At 65.7% G+C, this 15,893-nt stretch carries 13 protein-coding genes and 1 pseudogene; 4 read left to right on the forward strand and 10 right to left on the reverse strand.

Going from position 1 to position 15,893, the window contains the following annotated elements; all coding sequences use genetic code 11:
• Positions 1 to 44: 44 nt before the first annotated feature.
• A complete protein-coding gene (locus tag ACTJKT_RS03710) occupies positions 45 to 374 on the forward strand; it encodes a DUF3509 domain-containing protein (protein ID WP_063428423.1) in 330 nt (109 codons plus the stop codon).
• Here the strand turns inward: ACTJKT_RS03710 and ACTJKT_RS03715 are convergent.
• Positions 371 to 871, reverse strand: a complete 501-nt coding sequence (locus tag ACTJKT_RS03715; protein ID WP_440786234.1) for a phosphate-starvation-inducible protein PsiE — start codon at positions 869 to 871, stop codon at positions 371 to 373. The genes ACTJKT_RS03710 and ACTJKT_RS03715 overlap by 4 nt on opposite strands.
• A 352-nt stretch (positions 872 to 1,223) precedes the next feature.
• Between ACTJKT_RS03715 and ACTJKT_RS03720 the strand changes: the two are divergent.
• Positions 1,224 to 1,481, forward strand: a pseudogene (locus tag ACTJKT_RS03720) (YebG family protein); the annotation flags it as partial.
• 156 nt (positions 1,482 to 1,637) lie between these two features.
• On the opposite strand, the gene ACTJKT_RS03725 reads toward ACTJKT_RS03720, so the two are convergent.
• The 4 genes from ACTJKT_RS03725 to ACTJKT_RS03740 all read right to left on the reverse strand — a co-directional run bounded on the left by ACTJKT_RS03725 (position 1,638) and on the right by ACTJKT_RS03740 (position 5,951).
• Positions 1,638 to 2,747 (reverse strand): dihydrolipoamide acetyltransferase family protein, encoded by a 1,110-nt coding sequence (locus ACTJKT_RS03725; RefSeq protein ID WP_440786235.1) that lies wholly within the window; start codon positions 2,745 to 2,747, stop codon positions 1,638 to 1,640.
• Positions 2,748 to 2,757: 10 nt separating this feature from the next.
• Positions 2,758 to 3,744 carry an alpha-ketoacid dehydrogenase subunit beta gene (locus ACTJKT_RS03730; protein WP_440786236.1) on the reverse strand — a complete coding sequence of 329 codons (987 nt, stop codon included), beginning with the start codon at positions 3,742 to 3,744 and terminating at the stop codon, positions 2,758 to 2,760.
• Positions 3,737 to 4,834: a pyruvate dehydrogenase (acetyl-transferring) E1 component subunit alpha gene (gene pdhA, locus ACTJKT_RS03735; RefSeq protein WP_440786237.1), complete on the reverse strand. Its 1,098-nt coding sequence runs from the start codon at positions 4,832 to 4,834 to the stop codon at positions 3,737 to 3,739. Before pdhA ends, ACTJKT_RS03730 begins: the two co-directional genes overlap by 8 nt.
• Positions 4,835 to 4,931: 97 nt before the next feature.
• Positions 4,932 to 5,951, reverse strand: a complete 1,020-nt coding sequence (locus ACTJKT_RS03740) for a Leu/Phe/Val dehydrogenase (RefSeq protein ID WP_440786238.1) — start codon at positions 5,949 to 5,951, stop codon at positions 4,932 to 4,934.
• A 183-nt stretch (positions 5,952 to 6,134) separates the two neighbouring features.
• Here ACTJKT_RS03740 and ACTJKT_RS03745 point away from each other — a divergent pair, with 183 nt between their 5' ends.
• On the forward strand, positions 6,135 to 6,938 hold the full coding sequence (locus ACTJKT_RS03745) for a SirB1 family protein (protein WP_440786239.1): 804 nt from the start codon (positions 6,135 to 6,137) through the stop codon (positions 6,936 to 6,938).
• Between the two features lie 479 nt (positions 6,939 to 7,417).
• Here the strand turns inward: ACTJKT_RS03745 and ACTJKT_RS03750 are convergent, their stop codons facing one another.
• The 4 genes from ACTJKT_RS03750 to hmgA form a co-directional block, all read right to left on the reverse strand.
• Entirely contained in the window at positions 7,418 to 8,797 is a 1,380-nt protein-coding gene (locus ACTJKT_RS03750; RefSeq protein WP_440786240.1) for an MFS transporter, read from the reverse strand.
• A gap of 218 nt (positions 8,798 to 9,015) precedes the next feature.
• Positions 9,016 to 9,654, reverse strand: a complete 639-nt coding sequence (gene maiA / locus ACTJKT_RS03755; RefSeq protein WP_440786241.1) for a maleylacetoacetate isomerase — start codon at positions 9,652 to 9,654, stop codon at positions 9,016 to 9,018.
• A gap of 15 nt (positions 9,655 to 9,669) precedes the next feature.
• On the reverse strand, positions 9,670 to 10,974 hold the full coding sequence (gene fahA, locus ACTJKT_RS03760) for a fumarylacetoacetase (protein ID WP_440786242.1): 1,305 nt from the start codon (positions 10,972 to 10,974) through the stop codon (positions 9,670 to 9,672).
• Positions 10,975 to 10,977: 3 nt separating this feature from the next.
• The gene (gene hmgA / locus ACTJKT_RS03765) at positions 10,978 to 12,282 is read right to left on the reverse strand and encodes a homogentisate 1,2-dioxygenase (RefSeq protein ID WP_025806463.1); all 1,305 of its coding nucleotides are present in this window, start codon (positions 12,280 to 12,282) and stop codon (positions 10,978 to 10,980) included.
• Between the two features lie 166 nt (positions 12,283 to 12,448).
• On the opposite strand from hmgA, the gene ACTJKT_RS03770 reads away from it, so the two are divergent.
• Entirely contained in the window at positions 12,449 to 13,240 is a 792-nt protein-coding gene (locus ACTJKT_RS03770) for an IclR family transcriptional regulator (RefSeq protein ID WP_440786243.1), read from the forward strand.
• 27 nt (positions 13,241 to 13,267) lie between these two features.
• On the opposite strand, the gene ACTJKT_RS03775 is transcribed toward ACTJKT_RS03770, so the two are convergent.
• A complete protein-coding gene (locus ACTJKT_RS03775) occupies positions 13,268 to 15,814 on the reverse strand; it encodes a LuxR C-terminal-related transcriptional regulator (RefSeq protein ID WP_440786244.1) in 2,547 nt (848 codons plus the stop codon).
• Positions 15,815 to 15,893 lie beyond the last annotated feature (79 nt).

A 15,893-nucleotide genomic window follows, 5' to 3' on the forward strand; every position in this document is an offset into this window, starting at 1 on the left:
CCGGCCGGTCAATGACTGCACGATACAATCAGGCGGTGACGCACATGGACAATCCCTTTCAGCTGATTACCGATGCCTTCGCCCCGGAATACCGGGTCAACCTGAGCATCCAGGGCCTGGACGGCAGCATCATGCTGACCCTGTCCAAGGCCGGCCGGGTCGTGGCCAAACGCATGATCAGCGCCGAGCAGCGCAACGATCCGCAGCGGCTCAAGCGCCTGGTGCAAAGCATTCAGTTCGGCATCGCCATCGAGCAGGGCCACAGCGCGGTGGCCATCCTCGAAGCCATGACCAACAGCGACAGCTTCAAGCTGCCGCTGCCGACCGCCAAGGGCCGGCCCGCTAACCGGCCGCCCCTGACCCTGGCGATTTAAAGCTCGCCCTTCTCGACTTCAGGGTGCTCGCTGGAACCCGCGCCGACTTTGCGTTGCGGGTGTTCGATCTTCACCGACGGGAACTGCGACGAGGCATAGCGCACCACCAGGATGGCGAAGGCCAGCAGCAGGATGCCGCCACACAGGTAGATGATCCCCAGGTCCGGCGGATTGTGGTGCGACACGTTGGAGATCAGCAGGCGGGTCAGCGCGGTGATCGCCACGTAGATCAGGAAGCGCACCGGCATGTGGTTGGTCTTGAAGTAGATGCCGACCATGGCGCCCAGTTCGAGGTAGATGAACAGCAGGAGAATGTCATCGATCTTGATATGACCTGCTTCGAGCATCCCGAGAAATTCCATCACCGCCGCCCAGGCCGTCACCGCGCCGATGGCGAACAGCGCCAGGTAGTGAAAGGTCTCGACGAACAGGTTGCCCAGGGACTCGGCCAGCTGATGGACGTTCTGCCGCAGTTTCTCGGCCCAATTGATTTTCACGATGGTTTTTCCTTAGGTCGGTTCGACCGGATGATGCGGGTTGGACGTGACGGTTGTTCTGCATGCAGAAAAAAGGCCAGCGTCGGGGAGTGAGATGGTGGCTGATGCAGACAAGGCACGTTCAGGCCGGCGGCAATCTGTAGGAGCGAGCTTGCTCGCGATAGCGTCTGAATGGCCGCTGNTGCGCGGATCGCGAGCAAGCTCGCTCCTACAGGGGAGGGCTGACAAACCCCGAAACCCGTCTAGATTAAAAAGCCACTATTCAAAGCAGCAGGATTCGCTTATTCTGCGAGCTGTATATAAATACAGTAGTAGCAAAGACCCATTATCGTGAAGGCATGTGAGGTGGTGAATGGCCGTCGAAGTGGTATACCGCAGCAGCCGAGATCTGGAGCGCTTGTTCATGGATAAAGCCGAAGCTGACCGTCATGACAAAATGCTCGAACTGGCTGAATTGCTGGCGCAAGTGTTGCAAAAAGCTGTGCCTTCCCTGAGCGAGCAGCAGGTGGAAGAAGCCGGGATCTACATGGCGAAGAACCGCGATGTGTTCGCCAAGGCCTTCAAGAGCCAGCCGGACGCCCTGTCCGAACTGCTCAGCGCGCCGGTTGCGGCGGCCGAGCCAGAGGCTCCGCTGGCAGCGCCCGAAGCCGCGGAACCCGCAGCACCGGCCAAGCCCGCCAAGGCGAGCAAAGCCGCCAAGTAAGCAGGCTCGAATTGAACAGGCCCTGAGTCTCTGGCTCAGGGCCTTTTTCATGCCTGTGGAAAACTAAAGCTCAGGTTGCTCCAGCGCTTCGACCAACGCCTTGAAAAACCGCGTCGCCTCGCCGCCGGTGACCACCCGATGATCGAAGGTCAGGGACAGCGGCAGCAGCGGATGCACCGCCACCGCGCCGTTCACAGCCACCGGCTCGTCGCGGATCACCCCGGCGGCGAGGATCGCCACTTGCGGCGGCACCACCACCGGGTTGGCATAACGGCCGAAAAGGGTGCCGAAGTTGGACAGGGTCAGGGTCGCGCCCATCATCTCCTTGGGTGGGATCGAGCGAGCCTGCACATCGGCGCGCAGCCGCGTCACCCCGGCCTTGAGGTCCGCCGCGTCGCGCTGGCCGACATTGCGCAGCACAGGCACGAACAAGCCATCGGGGGTGTCCACGGCGATGCCCAGGTCGAGGTGCTGGTGTTGCTTGATCGACAGGGTCTTGCCGTCGAACGCGCTGTTGAGCACCGGCTCCACTGCACAGGCCGCCGCCAGCGCCTTGGCCAGGCGGATCAGCGGATCACGGGCCTGGCCCCAGCGATGCAGGTCGGCATCGCCGTAAATCGTCACCGGCACCACCTCGGCATGGGAGCGGGCCATGTTCAGCGCCATGCTGCGGCGTACCCCGCGCAGCCGGTCGCCGCCGAACCGCTCGCGTTCCTGCTGCGCGGCGCTTTCCACATCGCCGCGGCTGATCAGTCCGTCCTTGGCCGAACCGCTCAGGGCATTCACATCCACGCCCAGTTGCCGGGCCAGTTGGCGCACCGCTGGCGTGGCGCGGACCGCCATGTGTTCGCGGGTCGAGGGCGCGGCGCCGACAAAAAACCGGTCTTCCTGACTGACCCCGCCACCTTCGAGGCGCCCGACCACGGTGCCGGCATCCGCCTCGCCTTCGTAGCCGAGCAAGGGTTCGCCGACATGCAGGATGTCGCCCGGCGCGCCGTAGGTTTTCGCCACCACACCGTCATAGGGCGCGGGAATGTCCACCAGGGCCTTGGCGGTTTCCACCGACACCAGCAACTGATCGGCCTTGACCACATCGCCGGCCCTGACGTGCCATTCGACGATCTCCGCTTCCTGCAGGCCTTCGCCCAGATCGGGCAGTTTGAAATATTTCATCGCAGCCTCCTCAGGCGAAGTTCAGGGTGCTGTCGCAGGCGTGAAGAATGTCTTCGACGCCGGGGATGTACAGCGATTCCAGGCGATACAGCGGCGGTGGAATGTCCGGCGCGGTGACCCGCAGGATCGGCGCCTGCAATTCCAGCAACGCCCGTTCGTAGAGGCTGGCGGCGATTTCCGCACCAACGCCGCAGGTGCGCGGCGCCTCGTGCACGATCACGCAACGCCCGGTCTTGCGCACCGAGGCTTCCAGGGTGTCGAGGTCCAGCGGCTTGATGCAGGCGACGTCGATCACCTCCGCCGACACGCCCTGCTCGGCCAGCACGCTGGCGGCCTGCAGGGTCTCGACGATGCTCGCCCCCCAGCTGACCAGGGTGATGTCGCTGCCTTCGCGCAGGGTGAAACAACTGTCCAGCGGCAGGCGCTTGCCGTCGTCCACCAGCGGTTGCGGGTTCATGCGGTACAGGCGGGTCGGCTCGAGGAACAGCACTGGGTCGGGATCGTCGATAGCCGCCAGCAGCAGGCCATAGGCCCGCGCCGGCGAGGACGGCACCAGCACCCGCAGCCCCGGGATATGGGCGAACAGCGCCTCGGTGCTTTCGCTATGGTGCTCCGGCGCGCGAATGCCCGCGCCCATGGGCGTGCGCAGCACCATCGGGCAGGTGATGCGCCCGCGGGTGCGGTTGCGCATGCGGCTGGCATGGGACACCAGGTGCTCCATGGTCGCGTAGATAAACCCCATGAACTGGATTTCCACCACCGGTTTCAGGCCTTGGGCGGCCATGCCGATCACCAGACCGCCGAGCATGGTTTCCGCCAGTGGCGAGTCGATCACCCGCTTGAAGCCGAAACTGTCGCGCAGCCCCAGGGTGGCGCGGAACACCCCGCCGTTCACCCCCACGTCCTCACCCAGGACAATCACGTTCTCGTCCTCGGCCATGGCCCGGTGCAGCGCCAGGTTCACCGCCTCCAGCAAGCTGAATGTGCCGTTACTCATGGTCCCTACCTCCCGCACGCCGCGCCAGCCGTTCGAGGAACATCTCGCGCTGTTCGGCCAGGGCCGCCGGCCACTGTGCGTAGACATGGTCCAGTACCGACTCGGGGGCCTGGGTGCCCGCCGCGTCGAAGTTATCCACAGCACGCTGCACCAGCGCCTGACATTCCGCCATCAGCGCCTGCTCGCGGTTTCCCTCCCAGACGCCCTGCCCGACCATGAAGCGTTGCAGGCGTTTGATCGGCTCTTCCAGCCAGGCCTGCTTGACCTCATCTGCGGCGCGATAGCGCGTGGAATCGTCGGCGGTGGTGTGGTCGCCCAGGCGATAGCTCAGGCACTCCAGCAGCACCGGTCCCTTGCCATGCCGGGCACGCTCCAGGGCCACCTGCACTCGGTCGTAGACCGCGAGCATGTCGTTGCCATCGACCTGTTCGCCGTGGAAGCCGGCGCCGATGGCCTTCTGCGCCAGGGTCGGCGCACCGCACTGGATGCGCCGTGGCACCGAGATCGCCCACTGGTTGTTGTTGACCACGAACACCACCGGCAACTGCCAGGTGCCCGCCACGTTGAGGGCCTCGAGGAAGTCGCCCTTGCTGGTGGCGCCGTCGCCACAGGTGGTCACCACCACCCGATGCTCGCCACGGATCTTGAACGCGCTGGCCACGCCGCAGGCATGCAGGGCCTGGGTGGCAATCGGCACGCAGATCGGGAAATCCTCGGCCACCGCCGGGTCGACAAAATCGCTGCCGCGCTCGTCGCCGCCCCAGTACAGCAGGATCTCCTCCATGCGCACTCCGCGCATCAGCTGCACGGCGGTGTCGCGGTAATAGGGCACCAGCACGTCTTCGGCCCGCATCAGGCTGCCGATGGCCACGCCAATGGCTTCCTGGCCGAGGGTCGGCGCGTAGGTGCCGATGCGTCCGGTGCGTTGCAGGGCCACGGCTTTCTGGTCGAACAGGCGGGTCAGGACCATCTGCCGGTAGAGCCGGGTCAGCAGATTGAAGTCGTCGGCCCAGGCCGGCAGGTCGCCGAGCAACTGGCCGTCCGGGGACAAATAGCGGGTATAGGGAAGTGCAACCTTGTGAGGCATCACATGGCTCCTGGCACGCCGGGTCCAGCGTGCAGTCGTTGCGCCTCGCGCTTGTGGCGCGGGGCCTACAGGGCGAAATGGCCGGGTAAGGCCTGCGCCCCTAGCGGTACAGCACGCGCTCCGCCAAATCGTCGGCCACCCGCGCCGGGGAGCGCTTTTCAGCCTGGGCGTGGGCGAAGACTTCGGTGAGCCGCTGGCTGATCTTCGACAGGTGGGCGGTGATGGTCGCCAGGTCTTCACCGCGATGCTTGAGCGAAACGTAGATCAGCCCGCCGGCGTTGATCACGTAATCCGGCGCGTAGAGGATGCCGCGGTTTTCCAGCTGGTCGGCGACCAGCAGGTTGGTCAGCTGGTTATTGGCCGAGCCGGCCACCGCCGAACAGCGCAGTTGCGCCACGCTGTGGCTGTTGAGTACGCCACCCAGCCCGCAGGGCGCGAGGATGTCGCACGGCGTGCTGAGCAAGGCTTCGTTGGCGATCGGGTGGGCGCCCAGTTGCTCCATGGCCAGTTGCACCTTGCCGGAATCGATATCACTGACCAGCAACTCGGCACCCGCGGCATGCAGTTGTTCGGCGAGGGCGAAGCCGACATTGCCCAGGCCCTGGATCGCGACCCGCAAGCCTTCGAGGTTGTCGCTGCCGAGACGGGCCATGGCGGTGGCGCGAATGCCAGCGAACACGCCCATGGCGGCATGGGGCGCCGGGTCGCCGGAGGCGGTGGTGCTGGTGACGTGCTGGGTGGTTTGGGCGATGCAGTCCATGTCGGCGACCGAGGTGCCGCTGTCGATGGCGGTGATGTAGCGGCCATCGAGTTGCTCGACGCAACGGCCGAAGGCTTCGAACAGCGCGGCGCGGCTTTCGACATGGGGCGGACGGATGATGACGGCCTTGCCGCCGCCATGGGGCAAGCCGGCCAGGGCGGCCTTGTAGCTCATGCCCTGGGCCAGGCGCACGGCATCGACCACGGCACTTTCGTCGTCGGGGTAGGCAAGGTAACGACAGCCTCCCAGGGCAGGCCCCAGGCGGCTGCTATGAATGGCGATCACCGCCTTCAACCCGGTGGCCGAGTCAACGCTCAGGTGCAGCGATTCAAGGCGAGTGCTTTGCATGAGAGCGAACATCGTCGGGCTCCCGAATCACTTCTTGTAGTCGCCAGTATAGGCTTGTGCATGAAAATTGCTGGAGTGCGCGGGAATAAGCCCGGCGCCTTTTCAGGCTTTAGGAAATAACCTGCTACGGCATGTGTGCGCCACTGGACGAACGCCCGCGACGGGGCTAAAACGAGGCATTCGCCGGAGATTTCAATGAACCCGCGCCAAGCTTTTTTCGCCTGCCTGCAACAGTCCCCGCCCGCGTTTTTCGAGGCGGCGCTGTGGATCGCCGCCGAGCACGACAAAGAGGTATCGACCGAGCAGTTGCTGCAGGATTTCAAGGAGCTGCAACAGCGGGTCAGCTCCGGCTTGCCGCTGCTGCCGGTCAGCGAACTGGGCCAGCCGCTGCTGCGGCGCATGAACGACCTGGGTTTCCAGCAGGACGAGTTCCTGCCGCTGCGCCCGCAGGCGGCGCTGCTGGACAAAGTGCTGCACACCCGGCGCGGGCAACCGCTGGCGCTGGGGCTGATCGCCCTGGAGCTGGCGCGGCGCCTGGAAATCCCCATGGTCGGGGTCAACTTCCCCGGGCACTTTCTGTTGCGCGTGCCCGGCGCCGATCACCTGCTCGATCCCTGCGGTGGGCGCCGCCTGTACCCCAACGACTGCCGTGAACTGCTGGAGCGCCAGTACGGACCGAACATCAAGCTGACCGCCGAGCACCTGGCCACGGCCAGCCCACAGCAGATGCTCCAGCGCCTGTCGCGCAACCTGCGCCAGTTGCACCTGAGCCACGACGACCACCTCAATGCGCTGATCGATGCCGAGCGGGTCCTGGAACTGGGCAACGGCAGCGCCTCCGACTACCTGGCCCGCGCCAGCCTCTACCAGCACCTGGACTGCCCCAACGCCGAACGCTTCGACCTGGAGCACGCCCTGCTGCTCAGCGAAGACCCGATCCAGCGCCTGCGCCTGACCGAACGCCTGGGGCACCTGCCGCCCAACAGCATCGTGCACTGACAGCCCCCATTCTTGCCGACGCTGGACATGACGCGGGGTGCCAAACCGGACGCCATCGCGAGCAAGCTTCGCTCCTACAGAAGACGGACGATGTTTCTGTAGGAGCCAGGCTTGCCGGCGATGAAGGCGACGCGGTGGGCCAGACCGGACGCCATCGCGAGCAAGCTTCGCTCCTACAGAAGGCGGGCGGGGTTTCTGTAGGAGCCAGGCTTGCCGGCGATGAAGGCGACTCGGTGTGTCAGGCAGACGCTATCGCGAGCAAGCTTCGCTCCTACAGAAGATGGGTGGGGTTTCTGTAGGAGCCAGGCTTGCCGGCGATGAAGACGACGCGGTGTATCAGGCCGGACGCTATCGCGAGCAAGCTTCGCTCCTACAGAAGACGGGTGGGGTTTCTGTAGGAGCCAGGCTTGCCGGCGATGAAGGCGACGCGGTGGTCAGGCCGGACGCTATCGGCAGCAAGGCTCCTACAGGGGCAAGGGTCAGCGTTGGTCGCGGGCGAGCTTCGCGGCCAGCGAGTCCAGGGGCTCGGGCGTGCTCGCTGGCAGGCCTTCGGGCGAGCGCACCTGGATGATCAGCAGCGCCGCAATCACCGCCGGAATCGCGCAGAAGAAAAAGATCTGCTGCACCGGGATGTGCATCGCCAGCAGCAGGCCGCCGAACAGCGGTCCGAGGATCGAGCCGAAGCGGCCGACACCCAGGGCCCAGCCGGTGCCGGTGGCGCGTACGTGGGCCGGGTAGAAGTTGCTGGCGAAGGCGTTGAGGGTCAGTTGGCCGCCGATGATGCAGAAGCCGGCGGCGAAGACGAAGGCTACCAGGTAGCGCGGGTTGTCGTGGTTCAGGCCCAGCAGAATGGTGCACAGCGCTGCGCCGGCCAGCACCGCCGAGAGCAGCCGCACCTTGCGTTTCAGGCGGTCGGCGAACCAGGCCATGCAGATCGCCCCCAGGGTACCGGCGAACAGGAACATCGAGGTCACCAGGTTCGCTTCGTTCAGGCCCAGGCCGCTTTCCAACAACAGCGACGGCAACCAGCTGATCATGAAATACAGCAGGATCAGGCTGACGAAAAAGGTCGACCAGATCAGCAGCGTCGGGCGCGCATAACCGTGGCGGAACAACTCGATCACCGTGAGCTTGCTGCCCTGCTCGGCTTGGTTCTGCGCGGCCGAGGCGGCCGGTGGCTGCCAGTCCGGCAACATGCGCGCAGTGACCTTGCGCAGGCGTGCATAAGGCGGCTGATCGCGCAGCAGGCGCGGCAGCGACTCAGGGAGGAACCAGACCAGGAACGGGAACAGCAGCAACGGCGTGACACCGCCGGCGAGAAACACCGCCTGCCAGCCGAAGCTGTCGATGAAGCCCGCGGCAACAAAACCGCCGGCCGCGCCACCGAAAGAGAAACCGCAGGCGGCCAGGGTGACCATCAGGGTACGCAGGCGCGGCGGCGAGTACTCCGACATCAGCGCCATGGCGCTGGGCATCGCCCCGCCCATGCCGATGCCGCAGATAAAACGCGCGACCATCAGGCTGTTCAGCGAATCGGCGAACACCATCATCACGGTGAGGCTGGCGTAGATCAGCACGCAGGCCAGCAGGATGCGCCGCACGCCAAAACGGTCCGCCAACGGCGTCACCGCCAGCGAGCCCAGGGTCAGGCCCAGCAGGTTGGCGCTGAACACCGGGCCGAACGCGGCTTTCTCCAGGCCCCAGTCCTGGGCCAGGGCCGGCACCACATAACCCAGCACCTGGGCGTCGTAGCCGTCGGTGACCAGCAACAGGGCCAGAAGCAGAAGAAGCAACCACTGATAACGCGACACGGGACGAGCGTCGAGCGCCTCCCGGAAGCTGGCAATCTGATTGTGCATCGCAAGGTACCTGCTGGTTTTTATGGTTATGGGAGCCGGCAGACCGTCATTGCTCTTGGGCGGCAATGATCGGTCTTGGGTACATCTTCGGGCGCGGGAGCGAGCGGCTCCCGCGGGCCTGTCTCCTGTAGCCGCTGCCGCAGGCTGCGATAAGGCCGAAGGCCNGAAGATCCACGCCCCTTTGGGGCGATCGCAGCCTACGGCAGCGGCTACACAGGTCAGGCAGGTGTATCAGGCTGGTTGGCCGGATGGGCCTTCTGGAACGCCGGGTGTTCGGCGGCCAGGGCGGCGACCCGGCGAATCCGCGGGTAGGCGTCCAGCGGCACCTTGAAGCGCTCGGCGGCATACAGCTGGGGAATCAGGAAGGTGTCGGCCAACCCAGGTTGCTCGCCGAAGCAATACCCCTGCTCGCCGATCAATTGCTCGACCGCCGCCAGGCCGTTGCCGATCCAGTGGCCGATCCACTCCAGCACCCGGGTCTCGTCGTAGCCCCACTGGCGCAGCAGGTTCTGGGTGCTGGAGTTGTGCAGCGGATGGATATCGCAACCGATCAGCGACGCCACCGCCCGCTCGTGGGCACGGGCCGCCAGCTCCTTGGAGAGCAGCGGCACCTGTGGATAACGTTCCTCCAGGTACTCGATGATGGCCAGCGACTGGATCAGCAGCTCGCCGTCATCGGTGCGCAAGGCCGGCACGCGGCCTTGGGGGTTGATCCGCAGGTATTCCGGCTGGCGGTTGGCACCGCCGGCGGGAACCAGCAGGTTGACCGGCAGCGCCTGGTAATCCAGGCCCTTGAGCGCCAGGGCGATGCGCACCCGGTAGGAAGCGGTCGAGCGGTAGTAGGTATAGAGCTCCATGACGCGCACCTCTTCTTAACGGGCAGGCAGGATTTTGCCGCGGCATTCGCCGAAACCGATGGAGGCGAAACCTTCGCGGCGGCAGCGGCCGCGCAGGATGATTTCGTCGCCGTCCTCGAGGAACTTGCGCACTTCGCCGGAGGCCAGCTCGATCGGTTTCTTGCCGCCTTCGGTGATCTCCAGCAGGCTGCCGAACTGGTTGCTTTGCGGGCCCGACAGGGTGCCCGAACCGAACAGGTCGCCGGCCTGCAACTGGCAGCCGTTGACGCTGTGGTGGGCGACCATCTGCGCCACGGTCCAGTACATGTACTGGGTGTTGCTCAGGGTCAGGCGGTGGGCCGGCAAGCCTTGCTCGCGCATCTTCTCGGTGAGCAGCAGCACTTCCAGTTCGATATCGAAACCACCGGCGGCCTGGTCGCGCTTGTCCAGCAGATACGACAGCGGCTGCGGGTCGCCTTCGGGACGTGGCGTCTGGGCACGGCGGAACGGCTCCAGGGCTTCGGCCGTCACCACCCACGGCGAGATGCTGGTGATGAAGCTTTTCGACAGGAACGGGCCCAGCGGCTGGTATTCCCAGGCCTGGATATCCCGCGCCGACCAGTCGTTGAGCAGGCAAAAGCCGGCGATGTGCTCGGCGGCATCGCCAATGGCGATCGGCTCGCCCATTTCGTTGCCCTGACCGATCCAGATACCCAGTTCCAGCTCGTAGTCCAACCGCGCGCATGGGCCGAAGGTCGGCTCGCTCTGGCCGGCGGGCAGGGTCTGGCCTTTCGGACGGCGTACGTCGGCACCGGAAGTACGGATGGTGGAGGCGCGACCGTGGTAACCGATCGGCACGTACTTGTAGTTCGGCAGCAGCGGGTTGTCCGGGCGGAACAGCTTGCCGACGTTCTGCGCGTGCTCGATGCCGACATAGAAGTCGGTGTAGTCGGTGATCTTCGCCGGCAGGTGCATCTGGCAATGGGCGGCCAGGGGCAGCAGCTTCGCACCCTGGGCCTCGACTTTGCCGCGCAGGCTGCTGCCTTCGCCGAGCAACTCCAGCAGGCGCTCGCGCAGGGCGACGCGGGCCGAGCGGCCCAGTTCGAAAAAGGCATTCAACTGGCCGCCACGGGTGGCTTCCACCGCGGCCTTGGCCAGGCCCTCGAACAGCCCGGCGTCGAGCGCCGCTTCCAGGTCGAAGATGTGCTCGCCGATGGCCACGCCGCTGCGTGGCGCCGACCCCTTGTGGCTGAACACCCCCAGCGGCAGGTTCTGCAACGGGAAGTCGGCATGATCGTTGGCGGAGGCAACCCAGCTGCGGGTGATGGTTGGCTGATTCATGGGTTATTTCCGATTCGGGTTGAAGGTGGCGGGCAGCGAGGCCCAGCAAGCATCGTAGTCGTTCTGCAATTGCGGGCACTCCAGGGCGAACTGGCTCGGGCGCAGCACCTGGCTGGTCTCGAACATGAAGGCCATGGTGTTGTCGATCTTGGCCGGTTGCAGCTCGGCGTTGATGGCCTTGGTGCAGCTTTCGCCATCCGGCCCATGGGCGCTCATGCAGCTGTGCAGCGAAGCGCCGCCGGGTACGAAACCTTCGGCCTTGGCATCGTAGGCGCCCTGGATCAGGCCCATGTATTCGTTCATCAGGTTGCGGTGGAACCACGGCGGCCGGAAGGTGTTCTCGGCCACCATCCAGCGCGGCGGGAAGATCACGAAGTCGAGGTTGGCCAGACCGTGCACGCTGGTGGGCGAGGTCAGCACGGTGAAAATCGACGGGTCCGGGTGGTCGAAGCTGACGGTGCCGATGGTGTTGAAACGGCGCAGGTCATATTTGTACGGCACATTGTTGCCGTGCCAGGCCACCACGTTCAGCGGCGAATGATCCAGCTCGCAGCCCCACAGCTCGCCGAGGAACTTCTGCACCAGGGTAGTGGGCTGCTTGAGGTCTTCGTAGTGGGCGACCGGGGTCAGGAAGTCCCGCGGGTTGGCCAGACCGTTGCTGCCGATCGGCCCCAGGTCGGGCAGGCGCAGGGGCGCGCCGTGGTTTTCGGCGATGTAGCCGCGGGCCTGCGGGTCCAGCAGCTCGACGCGGAATTTCAGGCCGCGAGGCAATACCGCGATCTCCAGCGGCTCGACTTCCAGTACCCCAAGCTCGGTGGCGATACGCAGGCGGCCCTGTTCGGGCACCAGCAGCAACTCGCCGTCGGCGTTGAAGAACACCCGCTCCATGGAGCGATTGGCGCGATAGGTATAGATGCTGATCCCGGCCGGTTTCTGCGCCGCCGAGTTGGCGACCATATTCACCAGGCCGTCGATGAAATCGGTGGGCTCGCTCGGAATATCCAGCGGGTTCCAGCGCAACCGGTTGGGCGTGATTTCGCCCAGCGGCCCGCCCGCCAGCTGGCGATCCAGCTTGACGAACGCCGGGTGGTTGGCCGATGGCTGGATGCGATACATCCAGGTGCGCCGCGCTTCGCTGCGGACCATGGTGAAGGCCGTGCCGGAGAAGAGTTCGGTGTAGAGGCCGTAGGGGGCTTTTTGCGGGGAGTTCTGGCCGACGGGCAAGGCGCCTGGCAAGGCCTCGCTGGAAAACTGGTTGCCGAAGCCCGACTGGTACGCAAGCCCGGACGCCGTGGAATCGAGGTTCATGGAGCCTCCTGGAAGTGGAGTTGGCAGCGGCCTGCGACTCCATGGGAAGAGCTCTGGGCACGCCTGCGTTATTTTTATCGTAATCCAATTACGGATAACGTAATTTGATTGGTATTGACCGTCAAGCTATAAAGACGCCCATTCGTCCCGGGATCACACCGCCTCCATGGAAAAGCCGCGCAGCACCAGCGATAGCAACGGTAAACAGAAAGTCCGCTCGGCCGAGGTCGGCACCGACATCCTCAAGGCGTTGGCCGAGCTGTCGCCCGCCACCTCGCTGTCACGCCTGGCCGAACACGTGCAGATGCCGGCGAGCAAGGTCCACCGTTATCTGCAAGCGCTGATCGCCAGCGGTTTCGCCGAACAGAACACCGCCACCAACCACTATGGCCTGGGCCGCGAGGCCTTGCGGGTGGGCATGGCGGCGCTGGGCAGCATGGACGTGTTGAAGGTCGCCGCCCTGCCCCTGGCCGAGCTGCGGGATGAGTTGAACGAGACCTGCTTTCTCGCGGTATGGGGCAACCAGGGCGCGACCGTGGTGCATATCGAACCCGCCGTGCGCGCGGTGACGGTGGTGACGCAACTGGGTTCGGTGCTGCCGCTGCTCAGCTCGTCCACCGGGCTGGTGTTCGGCGCCTACCTGCCGAACCGCGAGACCGTCGATTTGCGCGAACAGGAACTCAAGGCCCACGCGCCCCATGCGCTGGCGGACGATCAGGTGTATGCCGCCCTGTGCGAGCTGATTCGCCAGCGCGGCCTGCACCATGTGCACGGCCTGCTGATGCCCGGCGTGGATGCCTTGTCGGCGCCGGTGTTCGACGCCACCGGCAAGGTCGCCGCCGTGCTGACGGTGGTCGGCCCGACCTCGCTGTTCCACGCCGACGAAAACGGCCCGGCGGCGCAACGCCTGCTGGCGGCGTCCCAGGCGGTAAGCTGGCGCATGGGCTACCAACCCTGAACCTGTAGCCGCTGCCTCGGGCTGCGGCTACGACATCAACCCCAACGTCTTGGCCTTGGCCACTGCCTGAGTGCGGCGCTCCACCCCGAGCTTGCTGTGAATGCGCCGCGCGTGGGTTTTCACCGTGTGCAGGGAAATGAACAGCTGCTCGGCGATCTGCTGGTTGGAGCTGCCCAGTGCAATCAGTTGCAGCACCTCCAGTTCCCGCTGGCTCAGCGGGCTCTCCCCTGCCGCCGGCAGCGGCATAGGCGCTTCGGGTTCGGCCATCGGCTGGAGGTCAAACATCCGCGGCTGACGCAGGCGCAACTCATGCAACGCCTGGTGCAGGTTGCACCGCGCACCGAGCTCCAGCCCCTCCTGCAAGGCACGGGCGGACAACGCCCGATCCCCCAGCAGGAAAGCGACCTCGGCCAGGGCCAGGTGCAACTCGGTCTGCAAACACAGCATGCCTCGTTGCCGGGCCTGTTCGAGCAGGCGCTGCAAAGTTGCCACAGGTGCCTCGGCGCGCTGCAGGTAGACCTCGGCCAGCACCAGCAGGTACTCGATACGCGGAATCAGCTCGAGGCTGGCCGGTGGCGCCTGGCGCGCCTGCGGCCCGCGGTAGTGACGCAGCACCCGCCTCAAGGCCTCCTGGACCAATTCCGGCCGCCCCTGCTGCAACCAGAACACACTGCTGACCTGCAGCAGCACGGCGCGGTACACAGTGTCGGGAATCTGCCGTTGCTGCATCAGTCGCTCGGCATCGCGCAAGCGTACAAAGGCATAGGCGTAATCGCCCTGGTTGGCGGCGAGAAATGCCTGGCCGAGAAATCCGTACAAGGCGCGTTTGTCATGGCTGAGCAGACAGAGCTCGAGCCCGTTCTGGAAATGCCCGGCGGCCTGTTCCGCCTGGCCCTGACGCAAGGCCAGGCGCCCGCGACGCAAGGCGATCCGACCCAGCAGCGGGCCGACCCGATAAGCCTGGCGACTCAACAATTGCTGCACCTCATCCAGCAGGCTCTGCGCCCTGTGGGGCGCCCCACGCTGCTCCAGCAACTGCGCATGGTCCAGCTCCAGCAGCGCTTCGAACACCAATGAATCCTGGGCCCGAGCCAGGCACAGTGCCTCGCGGCTGAGCATCTGCGCCACGTCCAGCTCGCCCCTGAGCAAGGCCTGCTGGGTCAGCCCCGAAAGGCACAGCAGGCGGATCGGCCAGGCATGGGCCGGCAGTTCGGTCAGCGCCTCGAGAAAATGCATCCGCGCCGGCTCCATCAACCCTTGCAGATGCAGCAACCAGCCCTGCTGCGCCTGCCAGCGCGCCACCAGCTGCCGCTGCCCGGAGGCCGTCGGCTGCGGCGCGAAACGCGCCATCTGCGCCACACAATGTTGCGCCTGGTCGAAGCGCCCGGCGAACAGCAAGGCCGCCGTCAACAGCCCCACCAACTGCGGGCTGCCGAGCAGCAACTCGTCGCCCTGCTGCTCATGCAGACGCAACAGCAACACCACGTTCTGCTGCTCGAACAGTTGCTCGAAACTGAAGTGCTGCAACAGGCTGACCGCCACTTCGTATTCCTGCGCCAGCAATGCCTGCTCGAACGCCGCCTGCCAGTCCTCCTGCGCGGCGAACCACTGGCAGGCGCGGCGATGCCAGGAGCGTCCCGCCGGCCAGGGCTCGTCGCGCATCAGCCGGGCCAAAGGGGCGAACACTTGCAGCCACTCCGGCGCAGGGTCCCAGGGTTCGATAAAGCAGCCCAGCTCCTGCAACGCCCGCAGGTAGTGGGCGCCCTCCCCGGCGCCGAACAGGTGCTCGCACAAGGCTGCATTGAAGCGCGGCAGGTGCGCCAGCACATGCCAGACCTCGGACAGTTCCGCCGGCAACACGCTGAACAGCTCGTGCTCCAGGTATTCCAGCAGGGTATTGGGCCGCCCCTGTCGGCACGGCGCGGCCGCCAGGTCGCTGCCTTCGAGCAGGGCGATGCGCACGCCGGCGCACCAGCCGGCACTGCGCTGGAAAATCCGGCTGGCAGTGTGGATCGACAAGGGTTGCGGCAACTGTTGCAGCAGTCGCTCGATATCGTCCTGGGTGAAGGCCAGCTCGGGCCCCGTGCATTCGTAGAGCTGGTCGTCGAGCAGCAGCCGCGGCCAGTTGCATTGCGGCCGGCGGCGACCGCCCAGCCACCAGGTCAGCGCCGGGTTGCCGATCGCCAGCAGGCGGTCGAGCAGCAAGTCCAGCTGCGGCGCGGCGACCCGACAGTAGTCGTCGAGGAACAGCCAGGTCGGGCTCTGCACATGCGCCAGGTGGTCCAGCACCGCAGCCTCGTCCGATGCGGCCAGGCCCAGCGCCCGCGCCAGCTCGCCGCACAGTTGCGCCGGTGTCTGCACCGCCCCGGCCTGGGGCAACCAGCACACCCGGCATTCGACCGGCGCCTGCAACAGGCACTCGGCAAGCAAGGCCGTCTTGCCGCTGCCGGCCGGCGCACAGAGCAGTTTTACCCGCGTCGGCGATGCCAGAAGCGGGGCACTCAGACGGCTGCGGGACAGGTGGTGGGAGGACAAACGGGGCAGGAATCCAGGACAGGGGGTCATGGCGGTCATTGCGGCGTGCCTTTTTTATAGTTTTAGCCTGCGTACCCTCACCCTAGCCTTGTCGCCGGTGCTTGTTGAGAAGTATTCA

The organism is Pseudomonas sp. 22526 (genome assembly GCF_052044735.1).
Classification (GTDB): domain Bacteria; phylum Pseudomonadota; class Gammaproteobacteria; order Pseudomonadales; family Pseudomonadaceae; genus Aquipseudomonas; species Aquipseudomonas piscium.

Coding starts and splice junctions, on each gene's coding strand:
- ACTJKT_RS03770 (WP_440786243.1), top strand. CDS start 12,449: ATGGAAAAGCCGCGCAGCACCAGCGATAGCAACGGTAAACAGAAAGTC.
- ACTJKT_RS03710 (WP_063428423.1), top strand. CDS start 45: ATGGACAATCCCTTTCAGCTGATTACCGATGCCTTCGCCCCGGAATAC.
- fahA (WP_440786242.1), bottom strand. CDS start 10,974: ATGAATCAGCCAACCATCACCCGCAGCTGGGTTGCCTCCGCCAACGAT.
- ACTJKT_RS03745 (WP_440786239.1), top strand. CDS start 6,135: ATGAACCCGCGCCAAGCTTTTTTCGCCTGCCTGCAACAGTCCCCGCCC.
- ACTJKT_RS03725 (WP_440786235.1), bottom strand. CDS start 2,747: ATGAAATATTTCAAACTGCCCGATCTGGGCGAAGGCCTGCAGGAAGCG.
- ACTJKT_RS03775 (WP_440786244.1), bottom strand. CDS start 15,814: ATGACCGCCATGACCCCCTGTCCTGGATTCCTGCCCCGTTTGTCCTCC.
- ACTJKT_RS03750 (WP_440786240.1), bottom strand. CDS start 8,797: ATGCACAATCAGATTGCCAGCTTCCGGGAGGCGCTCGACGCTCGTCCC.
- ACTJKT_RS03740 (WP_440786238.1), bottom strand. CDS start 5,951: ATGTTCGCTCTCATGCAAAGCACTCGCCTTGAATCGCTGCACCTGAGC.
- maiA (WP_440786241.1), bottom strand. CDS start 9,654: ATGGAGCTCTATACCTACTACCGCTCGACCGCTTCCTACCGGGTGCGC.
- hmgA (WP_025806463.1), bottom strand. CDS start 12,282: ATGAACCTCGATTCCACGGCGTCCGGGCTTGCGTACCAGTCGGGCTTC.
- ACTJKT_RS03730 (WP_440786236.1), bottom strand. CDS start 3,744: ATGAGTAACGGCACATTCAGCTTGCTGGAGGCGGTGAACCTGGCGCTG.